The sequence below is a fragment of the Mariniradius sediminis genome, from assembly GCF_021491425.1.
GTDB lineage: Bacteria > Bacteroidota > Bacteroidia > Cytophagales > Cyclobacteriaceae > Mariniradius > Mariniradius saccharolyticus.
The window spans coordinates 33,468-48,283 of the sequence record NZ_JAKEVZ010000005.1; the positions used below are offsets into that span (position 1 = coordinate 33,468).

Annotated in this window: 8 protein-coding genes; all 8 read right to left on the reverse strand. The window is 46.9% G+C overall.

What is annotated here, in order from left to right:
- Window positions 1-78 precede the first annotated feature (78 nt).
- The 8 genes from L0U89_RS07580 to L0U89_RS07615 all read right to left on the reverse strand — a co-directional run bounded on the left by L0U89_RS07580 (window position 79) and on the right by L0U89_RS07615 (window position 14,800).
- Window positions 79-963: a glycoside hydrolase family 17 protein gene (locus L0U89_RS07580; protein ID WP_234860985.1), complete on the reverse strand. Its 885-nt coding sequence runs from the start codon at window positions 961-963 to the stop codon at window positions 79-81.
- Between the two features lie 5 nt (window positions 964-968).
- A complete protein-coding gene (locus tag L0U89_RS07585) occupies window positions 969-3,299 on the reverse strand; it encodes an MFS transporter (RefSeq protein ID WP_234860986.1) in 2,331 nt (776 codons plus the stop codon).
- 61 nt (window positions 3,300-3,360) lie between these two features.
- Entirely contained in the window at window positions 3,361-4,647 is a 1,287-nt protein-coding gene (locus L0U89_RS07590) for a glycosyl hydrolase family 17 protein (RefSeq protein WP_234860987.1), read from the reverse strand.
- Between the two features lie 33 nt (window positions 4,648-4,680).
- Window positions 4,681-6,414: a glycoside hydrolase family 3 protein gene (locus tag L0U89_RS07595; RefSeq protein ID WP_234860988.1), complete on the reverse strand. Its 1,734-nt coding sequence runs from the start codon at window positions 6,412-6,414 to the stop codon at window positions 4,681-4,683.
- A 58-nt stretch (window positions 6,415-6,472) separates the two neighbouring features.
- Window positions 6,473-9,922, reverse strand: coding sequence for a 1,3-beta-D-glucan phosphorylase, GH149 family (locus L0U89_RS07600; RefSeq protein ID WP_500796440.1), 3,450 nt, complete (start codon window positions 9,920-9,922; stop codon window positions 6,473-6,475).
- Between the two features lie 92 nt (window positions 9,923-10,014).
- Window positions 10,015-12,507, reverse strand: coding sequence for an immunoglobulin-like domain-containing protein (locus L0U89_RS07605; RefSeq protein ID WP_234860990.1), 2,493 nt, complete (start codon window positions 12,505-12,507; stop codon window positions 10,015-10,017).
- Window positions 12,508-12,533: 26 nt separating this feature from the next.
- Window positions 12,534-13,367: a glycoside hydrolase family 16 protein gene (locus L0U89_RS07610; RefSeq protein ID WP_234860991.1), complete on the reverse strand. Its 834-nt coding sequence runs from the start codon at window positions 13,365-13,367 to the stop codon at window positions 12,534-12,536.
- 29 nt (window positions 13,368-13,396) lie between these two features.
- Complete coding sequence (locus L0U89_RS07615) at window positions 13,397-14,800, reverse strand: Ig-like domain-containing protein (RefSeq protein ID WP_234860992.1); 1,404 nt, start codon at window positions 14,798-14,800, stop codon at window positions 13,397-13,399.
- Between the last annotated feature and the right edge of the window lie 16 nt (window positions 14,801-14,816).

The following is a 14,816-nucleotide window of genomic DNA, read 5'->3' on the forward strand; positions in this document are numbered from 1 at the left end:
TTTTGTATTGACAACGGTCTTTTTGGAACTATGCGGGAAATTTATTCCCCATTTAAGTTCAGAAAAGACCCTTATGCTTCAATATTTCAGTTTCTCATCCTTATCCCAAATGCCCCAATAGGCCCCGACATCACCTTCGGCGCCCACTTTCCATGATTCGTCGAAGGACGAAAAGTAGTGGATGTCGATGGATTCCTGTTTGGACCAGGTCTGGATGTTGATGAAGTATTTCATAAAATTTTCATCGGAAGGAACGGCCCCATAGAGACTGGTACCTTGGCTAGGCCATCCCGTTTCTGAGATGATGACCTTTTTTCCTTTTGCGGCCCGCATGGCCCGGTTATACATATCCTTGATGTACAGCAGGGAGTATTCCCGTGAGCATCCTTCCCAATAGGGATAGCAGTTGGCGAGCACGACATCGCACATCTCGGTGATTCGGGGTCTTTTTTCAAACTCATAATAGGCATCTACATAGCCGACCGGAATCTTCGGAAGTGCTTCTTTCACCCGATGGATGAATCCCAACAATTCATCCTCTGTGAGGTCTTTTCGGTATATCACTTCGTTACCTACGGCTGCGATATCGACGTAGCCTTCCTTTGCCAACTGGATCAAACCTTCGACTTCTGCTTGGTTGATCTTGTCATCCTTTCCCAACCAAGCACCTACGAGCGTTTTCATCCCGAATTCCTTGGCGATGATCGGTATCAGTTCATTGCCTTCGGTGCAGGAAAAGGAGCGCACCCATTTCGTGTAGGGGCGAATGATTTCGAGCCTTCTGCGAACCTGTTCTTCGGTGAGTTGGTCTCCGGGTTGTTGGCCCTCGACATAGGGACTAAAGCAGAGTCCATGCATCCCGCCTTTGAGGACTTCATTGAACACTTCCGCTAGTTCATCTTTTGAAACTCCCTGGAAATCATTTCCAGCAAGCGCCAAAACTTTGTCTGCATTGAATGACATATTGATTAGTATTTTAAGTTTTCGTTTTTGTCCCAAATTCCCCAAGCTTGCCCTACGTCTCCTTCATGCCGCACTTTCCACGATTCGTCGAATGAAGAGAAATAGAAGACATCGACATTTTCATCTTGGGCCCATTTTTGGGTGTTGATAAAGAAGCCCATGGCGTTTTCCTCCGAAGGTTGGGCTTCATGTGTATTGGTTCCGCTGTTTGGCCAGCCCGTTTCGGTTACAATGACTTTTTTGCCTTTTGCAACGTTTTTGGCAAAGGCATGCATCTGACTCAAATGAGCGGATGCTTGATTGATATTTACACCTTCCCAGAATGGGTAACAGTTGACCAGCACCACATCACAGGCATCGACCAATGCGGGATACTCCCGGAATTGGTAGTATGCGTCCACATAGCCGACAGGGATTTGTGGCAGTTCCTTTTTCACCTTGGCGATGTAGTCGAGCAGTTCTTGTTCCGTCAGTTCTTTGCGTAGCAATACCTCATTCCCGACCACAGCGATATCAACATGACCTGCTTTTGCCAATTGGATCAAAGCTTCAATTTCTTTTTCATTACTTGCTTTGTCGCTGTCTATCCATGCCCCGACCATGGTTTTTAGGCCATAAGCCTTGGCTGCAACCGGGATGTGCTCATTTCCCTCGGTACAAGAGAACGAACGAACCCATTTAGTGTAGGGTGCTACGATTGCCATACGCCTGTTGATTTGTGCTTTTGACAAAATATCCCCAATATTTTGACCCTCCATATAGGGGCTGAAGCAGACTCCGTGAAGCCCTTTTTGCAGGGTCTCTGCAAATTGTTTTTTGATTTGTGCCAAAGAAGCCTTGCTAAGGTCGATATCGGTTTTGAGCGCAGCCACCATTTTGTTTTCCAAAGGAAAAGGATTTTGGTACACGGAAGCGGTTTTTTCGGTTTTCCCGGTTTTTCGTGCGTTCAACTCCGCTCTGATTTGATTGGCCCTAGCTTCATCCACATCGTAGTCGTGCATGAGGTACATAGCGGCGAGGGTTCCCAGCATTGGAAAACCGGAGAAAAACAACCGCAGCCCATCCACCGCGCCTTCAGGTTGCACGGCTGCATTTCCATCAAAACCTACCACCGTCAATATCAGTCCACTCAAGCCCCCTGCAATGGCAAATCCGAACTTCACCATGTACCAATAAATGGCACCAAAGACACCCTCTCTTCTGATACCGTAATTCAACTCGTCGAGATCAATGACATCGGCAGTCATAGACATCATCAACACAAACAAACTTCCGATACCAAACGAATGGAATGGGAGGGAGAAAATGAACATCCAAGGTTTCCCTGGAACAAACAGAAACCACAATGAGGCATAGCCAATCAAGGCGATTCCTTGGGATACCATGAAAGCGTTTTTCTTGCCAATCTTCTTGGACATCCGGGCGACAATGGGAATGACTATAAAGGTTGTAACCAAGGCACCCACACTGCCGAAAATAGGCGTCCAATAGCCGGCTGCGCCAGCATCACCATTGAAAAGATGCCAGACTACGATGAAAAAGACAAAGCCTGCAACGGTATTGAAGGCATTGAAGATGAAAAATGTGGATAGACAGAGCTTTCTAAAAGGGCGGGAGGAAAACGCTTCCTTGAAGCCTCGGACAATTTGGGAAATGCTATCGCCGATGGCGTTGAATGTCAAGGGAGAAAAATTTTCGTTTTTGGTCGATTTACTGGGAATGAAAATCGCAGGAATCATGGCGCAAATGGCGAAAATCACTCCAACCCAAATCGCGAGTTGACGCGTGGCGGCTTCCGGACTTGGGAACCAACTCGGTTCGTACATGATGACCCAAAACCAAGGCGCGATCACCCATGCCCACTGCCCGATCCACTGGGCAATGGCCATGATCTGTGTGCGCTCGTGGAAATCCTCACTCATCTCATAGCCGATGGCTACATAGGGTACACTGAAAATGGTAAGTCCGATGTAAAAGGCAAAAGAGCCCATGAGAAAGTAGAAGAAATTGTAATTCACGCTGTTGTCACCATAAAGCTGCCACATTACAGAGAAGGTAATTCCCATAAGAATAGCGCCTATAAAGACGTATTGCCTCCGTCTTCCCCAAATGGACTTGGTATTGTCGGAGATGAAACCCATGATAGGGTCTGTCACTGCGTCGAGGATACGGGGGAGAAAATACACGGTTCCCCACATCCATCCCGGGAATCCCAAATTCTGCACCAACACCACCATGAATATTCCAAGTGATGCTGGAAACATTTGGTTGGCTAACATTCCGACTCCGAAAGCGATTTTCTGGCCCATCGGGACTTTACTATGGGTTGCTGACATGGTAGATGAGTTTATTGTGGGGATACTGTTTGGATTTTTATTAATGTCTTTATAGAGTTGCCTACTTGGATGGCGGTGCGCTGACAGTTTTCAAAAGGCCTTCCTTATCGCCGTTGTGGGTCTTGGCTATTGAGTTGCCACCTCTGGTAAATCCTTCAAAGGCACCCTTGTCCACCAAATCCCAAAGCGCAAACTTTGCCTCGCCCTTGAGACCGAAGAGTCCAAAGTGGTTTTCAGAACCGATTGGATTAGCGGCATCTTTCCATTGCTCATTGAATGCCTCGAAGAAAAAGCAGGAAATGCCGGCGGCGTTTGTCCATTCGCGCATGTGCTTGTAATAGAGGCCCTGCTTGTATTCGTCTGCCGCTCGCGAACCGTCAGCTCCATAGAGTCCATCTGACACGCTTGCCCAGCCTGTTTCGCCAATATGGATCGGTTTTTCCAGCCCGAGGCTTTTGACATAGCTAGCGACGGAGTCATATTGTGCCTTCGCAAAATCCCTGGCACGGAGCATCGCCTTGTCGACTTTTTCGATCTCAGATAGCTTCGATTCCTCTACAGGCACTTTCCAGAAATTGGGGTTGTAATGGGAATTGTGGAACGGATAGGTGTGGAAAGAAATGTAATCTACAGCCTTTACCAGCTTCGCCAAGTCGGCTGTATGGTAACTTGAATCGCCGCCGCCCCAAGACGAAAAATCGTCCGAGCTCGTAATCCAAAGGTCTTTCGGGAGCTTCCCCTTGGCCTTGAGCGATTGTAGGTGGTTGACCCATTTCAAGATGACCGAAGGCTGTACAAAATAGCTCGTCGCCCAGCGTACCATCGCCTCGTTGCCTACTGCCAAAACCTTGACGATGTCGGGATATTGGTTGGCGAGCGCCACCGCTCGATCTATTTCTCCGGCGTTTTGTTCGCTTTCTACCTCATGGTCAGGTTCTTGATCCGTCCAGGCATTTTTGCAATCAATCCACGCACCCAGCATGACGTACATTTCAAAACTGGGGTCGGCCGTTTTTAGCTCATGGATCGCCTTGAGCAGGTTGGAAGCATGGGGAAACTGTACATTGTAGGTCCTGACGATCTTGATGTCCATGGCCTCCAATATCTTCAAGTCTTCCTTGAGTTGATCAATGGTCGGCTGGATTTCCCTGGATTTCTCCCTGTACCCTTCGTAGCATATTGCTTGGTAGTTCGGATTGCCTAAAATATCTTTTGCTGTCACTTCTTTTGGTTTTTGTAGGTTTTCTGATTGGTTGTCCACTTGTCTTTGGCTGCAGGAAACTCCCGTCATGAAAGCTATTCCGAGGCAAACCGTATTGATGATCGATTTAAAACCCATTGGTGTCATACCTGTATCGTTTTGTTATTGTCCCGATGATGATCATGTGTTGTACCTCAGTCCATATCCGATTGGAAATAGCGGTTCGGGCGTACTCTGCCAGAAGTTAGGACCATATTTCTCCTGATAGTCATCTGTCGATTTAGGCCAAGAGTGGGGAAGCTTACCTTTGAAATCATATTCCCCAAACAAAACCTCCGCAATCCCATCACCCTCCGAACCGGGCAACCACGCTGCCACAAATGCATCCGCTTGCTGGATTTGCTCTGTCACTACTAGTGGCCTTCCCGAAATAAGTACTACCACGGTTTTGATTCCTTTTTCTGCGTAGACTTTGATATAATTTTGATGGGCTTCGGTCAGTGTCAATTGAAATAAATTCATTGGGCCGTCAACATCCCCAAAAAACTCCGCATAGGGAGCCTCTCCGACAATGATCACCGCGACATCAATGTCCGCGGTATCAGCGCTTCCGCTTGGATCGTAAATGACTTCATTAGAAGCATATTTTTTGATTCCTTCGAGAATCGTCGTGGCGCCTTTGTAGTTTTCTGTTGTTCCCTGCCAGTTGACGGTCCAACCCCCGGATTGTAGTCCGGAATTGTCGCCGAATTCGCCTACTACAGCGATTTTGGCATCCCTTTTCAAGGGTAGGACACCTGTTTCGTTTTTAAGTAAAACCAGTGATTCGCGAACCGCCTGCCGGGCAATATCCCGGTGGGATTGGATACCGATTTTCTCGATCAGTTTGGGGTCTGGATAAGGGTTTTCGAACAATCCCAAGCGAAACTTCTGCCTCAGAATCCTCCTTACGGCGTCGTCTATTCGATCTTGGGGAATTTCCTGATTCAAGACGCCGTTCCGGACGCCTTCTTGAAACATGGCCAGATCGCCATCCACAGCCATCACCATATCGATACCCGCATTGATGATAGCGTTTTGTCCAAAACGTGAATACGCCTTCCAATCGGACACCACAATGCCTTCAAATCCCAATTCACCTTTTAACAAATCTGTGATCATGGCGCGGTGCGCGTGCATGGATACACCGTTTAGGGTGTTGAATGACGCCATCACCGAGCCTACGCCCGCGTCGATGGCAGCACGATAGGGTGGAAGCAGCCGTTGGATTACTTCCTCATGGGTCAGTGAGGTATTACCTCCTTCTACACCAAAATCCGTCGCCCCATCTCCAATAAAATGCTTGGCCGTGGCCATCAGCGAAAAGGACTCACCCTGATGCCCAAGCACAGATGCTTTTGCCATTTCCGTAGTGATTTCGGTGCTTTCCGAAAATGCTTCGTACACCCGTCCCCATTTTTCATTGAATGGAATGGCGACGCAGGGCGAGAAGACCCAGTTGAAACCGGTAGCCTTTGATTCTATGGCTGTAATCTCTGCCGCTTTCGCGACAAGCTCCGTGTTTCCGGAAGCTCCCAAGCCTATATTGTGGGGAAAAATGGTGGCACCTTCATAGGTGTTTTGTCCATGCACTGCATCCACGCCGAATACCAGAGGAATGCCAAGGCGGGTGGATAAAGCCTGTTTTTGGAACTCGGCAAATTTGGCTTGCCATTCCGCGGCATCATTGCCTGGAAGCGGGCCTTGGGTATGGATTACAGAACCGATGTATTTGTTTTTGACATCCTCTAAAGTTATGTCATCAAAATGGCGTACCTGTGACATCTGACCGATTTTTTCTTCAAGGGTCATTTGAGCAAGCAGCGCATCGATCTTTTGCTCGATTATTGGGTCCGTTTTGATATTCTTATCCATGCTGAGGGTTTGAAAATAGGTTTAGTCCTAGGGTTTGTTTTCAAAGAAATTGGAATTGCTACCTCAACATCGCCTCCTCCAAGTGAACCTCCAGTTGAATTACATTACCAGTTCGACTGAAAATACCCGCGCTCATTTCTTCGCCCAAGCTAAGTCCTTTGATTTGTGAGCTAGAACCATCTTTTAAAACCACCTCAATCCTGTTTTCAGATGCCAAATGATAAACCACAGGAACCTGACAGTAGGTAAAAGCCAATGAATTCTTCTTCAATACCAACTCGACCGAGGCCCCAGATAGGTCAACGTACCTGAACGTTTGTCCGCTTGAGAGGAATTCAGATTTTCTTAGCATGCGTGGCTGAAATGAAATCCGTCCTTCTACAACGGAAACCCCCAATTCCCCAAAGCGGGAAATTATATCCTCCTTCACTTGTCCCGTCATGCCGGGCTGTTGTGCACCTTTGTTGGCTGGTGTATGGGAATATGGGTCCGTCGGGAAGGCGCCATAAAGCGAGGGAGATTTGTGAACTCCTATGCCTTCATTGATCTCATAGTAATGGGCTATAAGTCCGTTTACGACTGATTCAGGCGCTTTCTCTTTGATTGCCTTTTGGCAGCATTCCATCACGGCCAATTGCAGCTTTGAAACCATGTGCCAATAAATCGAGCCAAGCCCCTCGTATCCGTAGAATGTGCCTGAGCGACCGGTGAAAGCCTTGTGGTTGAATACCGTTTCAAAGATTTGGAGTACTTCTTTCTTACTTGATTCTGAAACCGATTGGCCGTCAATTTCCAAGGAATCCAATGCGCTTTGGAGATCGGAGGCATTTTTGAAATTGCCGTTGAAATGGAAATCCCCTTTGACGTCCTGTTCGATGATACGCTTGTCCTTGTCTTTCGAAAGGCTGCTCAGCAAAGCTGACTTTGCCACTTCCGATTTTGGGATATTATTCTTTTGGAGAAAACCCGGGAGATCCTTGTTGGGATAAAGTAAATAGCTGTATTGGTCTTTTCTAAAAAGATCACTTTTCTTGAGACTTTCAAGGGTTTCAAGAGCTTCAGAGGATGTCAAATAGCCCGAACTCAGGACCGCCACTTGACCTTCGAGCATTTCGCTGAGGTACGAAATGGAAACTTTAGTTTCGTTTTCGACCGTCATCAAGTTGTACGAATGGTACAGGCTGTCGCGTCGTTTGTTTGCGCGAATCGAATGCTCAAGATAGCTTAAACATACATTCGAAAATTCAATTATATCACTGATTTTCAGTATTTTTTGATGATTACTGAAAGTATTACTGTAGATATTATTTCTAAATTGACTTCCTGCAGTTCCCAATGCGTCCAGGATTGCTTTGCGGTTTTTATCGTTGATTGGATCGTAAAGCAAATGCTGATATGTAATCAGTGCTTGATGGATTTGCTGAAAAAAGGTCAGCACTTCCTCAGAAACATGTACTTCTGAGACGGGGCTTTTAGCCAGGATGCTGTTGAAAAAAGTAAGGAATCGCCGGAGATAAAAAAGTGTCACCATGGATACACCATTGCCGACCAAGGCATTGTTGGCGTCATTCCATTCCGGGCGTTGCGTATTCATCCAAATGCCTCCTTCTGGGATGAAATTTGACACTTTCGCCAAAACGGTTGCAAGGATCTTCTCCAGGAAGTTTACATGGTGGATGGCCCCGGTTTTGTTTTGAAGCAAGGCAGCATCAGCCCCCAATTGAGACCATCGTTGTTGGATGGCATGGTCCAGCTTGTGGTCAAAATCAATCGTATCCTTTGGATTGCGAAGGATGTCTTCGTAGGGTTTGATCTTGTAGGGCACATTTGCATAGACAAACATGTCCTGATCGAAATAACTTTCCAGTTTTCCGGGCGCGTGGCGTTCCGAAAACTCCAGGAATTTCAAGAGGTAAATGATCTGATGATCACCCCAATAGCCAATGTAAGACCAAGGGTCGTCGGCTTCGATTTTCTCCCAATCAATACCATTTTTGGTGATGCGGTAGGGATTATAACCATCAAATGTTGAGGCATTTAGGAACTTAAAGATCATGCCGTCAATGAACTCTGGGTAGGAGAGGGCCAAGGCTTCCCAGTTCTGAAAAATATCCCGCCAGTTTCCTGCATAGTCCAACACCTTTGAGCCATCGTGCTCATTGCGTGTATTTATAGAGAATTGGTTCCAAGGGCGGCTGGGGTCGCCGTGTCTTCGGCTGAATTTTAGTGGCAAATATTCGAGACATAGCCTTTTCAGGTCGTTGTCCTCGGTTTTGGAAGTAAGATTCTGGAGTTGGGTTCTGGAAAACTCGTTTGGAAGACTTTTCAGGGTTTGGATATGTTTCCCGAATACCTGTGTGTTTGCATTTTTGAGATAGGTAAGAAAATCGCCTTTCTCGATTTGATAATCCTTGTCAAAAATTCCCCCACGCATGATGTTGAACATGGAGTTGGCAAAATGGCGGGTATCTTTCATATGATCCGCGGTCAATTGAAGGCCGTCAGCCGCTGCGTTTAGGTGGACGAGCTGTCGGGTTCCAGATTTGATATCCTCTTTTACGGCGGATGCTAAGTTCTTGTCGTTTTTGATCGCCTCTGCCAAGGCGACAATTTGTGAAGTGTTTTGATTGATATCGGCAATGAGCATCCATTCCTTTTTGCCACCTTCTGGAAGGATTATGTCTGATTGGACAAAATAGGCGCCTTTTTCCGCTTTGACATCCATTTCCTCGACTACATTCAAGCCATTCCTGAAGGCCTCAAGTTGTGAAGAGGAGAGGAGCCGTTTGGCATTTTCCAACCCCAATGACCAGGCGACGCTTGCCTTTAAGGCTTCACTGGGTTCAGCTTTGTCCACGATGATCGCACTCAAGGCAAAAATTCCGAGGCCGCTTTCCTTTTCCAGCTCGCTTCTTTTGTAAGCATCGACCAAGTTGCTTCGGATTCCCTGAAGCGCACTTCCCACGCCATAGGGCATGATGTTTTGAATACCGTCCAATATGGAAATGTGAGCCTCGTCAGCACCGAGATTTGTCAAGGAGCTTGTCTTCACAAATCCAAATTTGTCACTCGTGGACCACTGATATCGGAAAGTAAGGTTCAAATCCTCGTTGATCTCTTCGAAAAGTATCTTGTCTCCGTAAACGTTTTTGTAAAGGTTTCTCTTGAGTCGGTAAAGGTTGGCGAAGTGAACGGAAAATGGTTCCCATATTTGAAATTGGCCGTTATTCTCAATCCGAACGATGGTTTTAGAACCCGTCATTTCATTGGATTCTATGATTTTGTCATCTGTGTAATAAGGGAAAAGTGCATTTTCTGGATCTTTCCTTCCGGCACTCAGACCGCCGTTACTCCCGATGAACAGCCAATGGTTGGAATCACTCACGATGCTCATAAAAAATGGTCGCATCCTGTCGCAATTCGAGATTTTCAAATATTCTTCCGAACCGATTTTAACTGTTTCAAGGGAAACATCCGGTGGATTCTGTTTGCTATTGCCTTGACGCATATGATTCCTGGAATGGTTAAATGGGGAATTTAAAACGAACCGAGCCCTCAAGCTCGGTTCGTTGGTACATATTGCTTAGTGTTAGTATAATCCTACTGTTTCTCAATCCGGACATTGTCGATCAAAACCGCACCGGCACCGCCGCCACCTGTGGCAAAATTGAAGTCGATGATGAACAACTTACCGGCTGGGTCAATAGCTTCGACTTCCTGGGATATCGTGGTAAAATTCGAATTGCTCAACGACCCTTGGGTATCGAAAGTGTTGGTAGTATTGACTCCGCCGCCTGGCTTCGGTGTTTGGGTTTGCATGTGCAAGGCTGAGGCAACGATCGGGGTCACTACCTTGGCATCATATTTCACGATGATCTTTGTATTACCCTTATAATCGACGTTGTCGTTGGTATACCTGAAGATATACGCACCTCCGGCAGGATCAGTCAACGTGAGCAAAATCGCCCCTGAACCACCTACACCACCATCTGCGCTGTGCGTTACGGTTGCTTTCGTGTTATCTGCTGCATTGGCAAGCCTGGTCCATTTTTCAAGAGAAGTCGCGTTGTTGAAGTCCTCCAAGAAGAATGCGTCGCCAGTTCCACCCGGACCCCCACCTTCAAAACTGATGTCATCGAAATAGTAGGTTTCGGTCGATGAAGTCAATCCGCCATCTGAACCATCAGGATTGTCTGGTTTGATTACCAATTGATTCAAACCAGTGTTGCTACCTGGGATATCCGTAAACTTCACCTCAACCTCAACCCAAGTGTTGGCTTGGGCAATTGTTCTAAACTGTGGAGGAGGATTTCCAGATCCTGGAGGTTGTGGTTCGCTGTTCAATTCAAACCGCATAACCACGTTGGCCTTTGATGAATAGACTTTCAATTTTAAAGGCTGGGAAGCATCGAATTTGTCAGGAAATGCGTTTTGGAAGCCAGCCCATCTATTGGTACCTGTAGCCTTGACAACTTTAAGCACATTGTTTGAAGTGTTGATTCCTGTCTTGGATGGATTCTCGGCAAGCTGTGTTGTGATGCTTCCATCATTGTTGAAAGTGCTGATGAACGACTCACAGGTTTCGAAAGTAACTGGGAACGCTGTAGCTGCAACTGGTGTACCGGAGCAGCCGCCAGTTCCGCCACTACCACCATCGCTCTTTTGAGTGATATCGTCGACGTAGAACGCACCAGCGGTATTTCCCGGACCATCGACAAAGATGACCATCGTGCTGTAGGATGCAGAAGCAGAGCTAAAGTTGAAGGTCAGGTCTTGCCACCCTGTGGTGGTTGCCGTTGCCACTGTCTCTACCGGGTCTGCCGTGCCGTTTTCGAATTTCAATAATACCGGTACGTTTGCCTTAGATGAGTTGAATCTCATCGTGATCACCTTATCCGTGGCGAAGTTAACCGCAGTTCCCATCGCAAATGCAACACCTTCCCATTGTGCACCAGAGTTGGTGATTTTGCCTGCCTTGTTTGAGCCGTTCGCCGGATCGGTGGCCACTTCAAAGGCTGCACCATTGAACACCGAGAATACTTCCTTACCGTCTTCAAAATTGAATGGGAGTTTGGAAGTGTTTGATTCAAGCAGTTCGAGTGAGACGTTATCCAAGACCACCACGCCTACATCTGCGCCAAGGTCAAATATTACGCGGCTGTTGTCGTTATCAAAATTGGCTACAAATTCAGCAGTGAATCTTTGGACAGTTTGGGTAATCGTGAATTCCTGCGTCACATTCGTCCAAGGTGCTTCGTTCAAACCAATGCCAGCAATTATTTTCCGGCCTGCGGCTTTATCTGTAGATGAGTTGAATGAGAGCCTGTATTTGTTTCCATTTCTCAGTGGAAGCACTTGGCTTACATTTACGTCAAATGGATTCCCAGCGACGGTGACGTTGGAGAATGAGAACTTGTTTCCACCATCTTCCCTCACATCTAGACCATTGCCTATCCAACCTGTAGCACCCGCTTGGAAATCACCGTTTGTCAGCAAGCCGTCGTCGAACGTTACTTTTACAGTTCTTTTCACCTCTGTGGCAGCATTTCCGGCCGCATCGCTCACATTGTATGCGAGTACATATTCGCCGGGGTTCATTTTATTGACTGTTCCGGTCACTACAATGTTGGCAGTGATGTCACCGTCTACGTTGTCGTTTGCGGTAGCGCCAGGGTCGGTGAAATCCTCACCGATTTCAATCTCTATGCTCGCAGGTCCCAAGAGCGTGATTACCGGAGCTTCGTCGTCGGTAATGATCACTTTCAATTCAATGGAGATAGTCTCTTTGGCTTCGGTTGACCCCCCCAAATTGGTGGCGACAAGCGAAACTGTGTAATCCCCATCTTCCATGTAGGTTTTTACTGGATCTTTCAATGTCGAAAAAGTACCGTCTCCAAAATCCCATTGGTAGGAATCGGCATTTTTTGAAGTATTTGTAAAGGTCACGACACCTCCCGTATCAGCATCGATTGAATAGGTGAAACTGGCGGTGGGTTTGGGAATCGTTTCCTCTTCCTTACACCCCCAGAAGACCGCAACCGCAGCAAGCGATAAGGCCCCCAAAAGCTGAGTAATTCTGAATTTATTGAACATATTATTTTGGTTTATTTGTACTAAAATCACTGGTAAACTCTTACATAATCGACTATCATCGTTTGCGGAAATCTTGAGTTCGCAGAGGGTGGTCCAACGAAATTTCCTCCTATGGCGACGTTGAGCAGGATGAAAAATGGCTTGTCAAAGACCCATTCAGCATTTGTGGGCAGACTTTCCGGGGTTATCCGTTGATAAAGCCTGTTGTCGACGAAAAAGTCGATGTTGTCCGGACCCCATTCGACGGCAAAAACATGGTATTCTGTATCGAATCTGGAATCAACGAGCTCAAACGAGTCTGTTATGGCATTTCCGCCCGAATATCCTGGGCCATGAATCGATCCATGTACCACACGTGGCTGCTGTCCTCGAAGCTCCATGATATCGATTTCTCCTGTCTGGGGCCATCCTACCTGATCGATATCCGCGCCGAGCATCCAAAATGCCGGCCACAATCCTTGGCTAAATGGGGTCTTCAATCGCGCTTCGATCCGACCATACCTGAACTCTTTTAGTCCTTTGGTCTTGATACGGGCAGAGGTATAGCCGCTTCCCTGGAAATTCTCTTTGATGGCAGTAATCACCAAGTTACCGCGACCATCCAAAGAGATGTTCTGCGGACGATTGGTGTAATACTGGAGTTCATTGTTACCCCATCCGCCGGATCCGGTGCCGATGTCATAAGCCCAGAAGTCTGGGTTTGGCGCATCTCCCGTTGTGCCATCAAATTCATCAGACCACACCAAGGTCTTGTAAACACTTCCGGGAGTTTCTTCGCCATTGTCACAGCCGAAAAACAGTATCCCCACCAATATTGGCATCAATAAGGGATAGCATAATTTATGTATGTTGATCTTCATCTTTCTCAATTTTAATTTTTTGTACTGGATCATCTGTAGAAATAGACATTGTCTACATAGATGTTGGAAATGGTTCCATCTGACACGAAGAATATCAGGTCGACGTCATTCGGCACCCCCAAGCCTGCAAAATCACTGATCGGAATGTCATAACTGACCCAATTATCCCTTACCAAAGGCTTGTAACTAACCAGGTTTACAGATCCCGATGTCTCGTTTGGCCCGTTGTTGTTAATGATCACAACCCTTAAAAAATCTCCTGGATTGAGCGCTTCCCTTACATTAACATCCAAATGCAGATGGGTCATGGCGGAAGCGTTGACATCAGGCGATTGGAACATGTTAATACTCACAAAATTCAGCTGTGTGTAGCTTAGGATGTTTTCGCCTGCGATATTGATTGCGCCTCCCTGTGTCGTCTGGAATTGGAAGAATCCGTTGAAATTATCCACCTGGACGTTTTGGTATGCATCGCTGAATATGGAGACTACGTTGGCGGGATTTCTCGCTGGCGGGGTAGGGGCGGAATTGAATTGTCCGGCCGAGTTCACCGTCAATGATCCCAAGGCATTCATGGGGTTACTGCCTCCTCCGACAGTTCCCGTGACTGTCGTAGTACCGGCGCTGAGGACAGAAATCTGCCCGAGATTGTTTACCGTAGCTACGCTTGGGTTTGAAGATCGGAAATTGAAATAGGCAGGAGCTGCATTCACAGATACATCCAAACCATCCACGTTGAAGACAACGTTGGTCCCGGTGACGGGGATGGAGACTCCATTGAATGATGAAGTCGTTGGGTTTTCTCCATTGAAGATCCTGGGTAGCGGTTGGGCAACTTTTCCAAGTTTTTCAAACCTCAGCTCATCGATCCAAAAGGTATATCCGACTTCTTGACCTACGGGTCCGATGCCTCCAGCGGCAAATTGGAACACTCCCCGCTCCTCCAAGAGTCTGGAGGGATCAGGAATTGGGATAATGAATTTCTTCCATTGGGTGGTGAAATCCACGTTTGTCATGTACGCGCGGTATGTATCACCCAGAAAATCCTGCCCAAATCCTATTTCTGCAATCGTTGCGGCCTGACTCGCCTTGGCATAAAATGTCAGAGCATTGAAGTCTTGCAAGTCCCTGCCAGCGCCGTCAATTCTGAATATGGCACCCGCGAAATTTCCCCCCGGATCGTCCGCATTTGGAACATCGATTCGTATAGAAGATATTCCTTTGTAGGCGACGCGGTTGTCCACGGAGAAAACATCGGGTTTTGCCCCTGCATAAGGAAAGTAAAAATCACTCCCTAAACCAATGAAGGTATCAGTGAATATTTCAGGGTTTCTGCTAAATCTGGCCCTCGGAAGGTCCTCTACCTCCTCTCTCGTGCATCCTAAAAACGCAAACACAAGAAGTGTAAATATTGTATATCTAAAGTTTTTCATAATCGTTGTATTCATC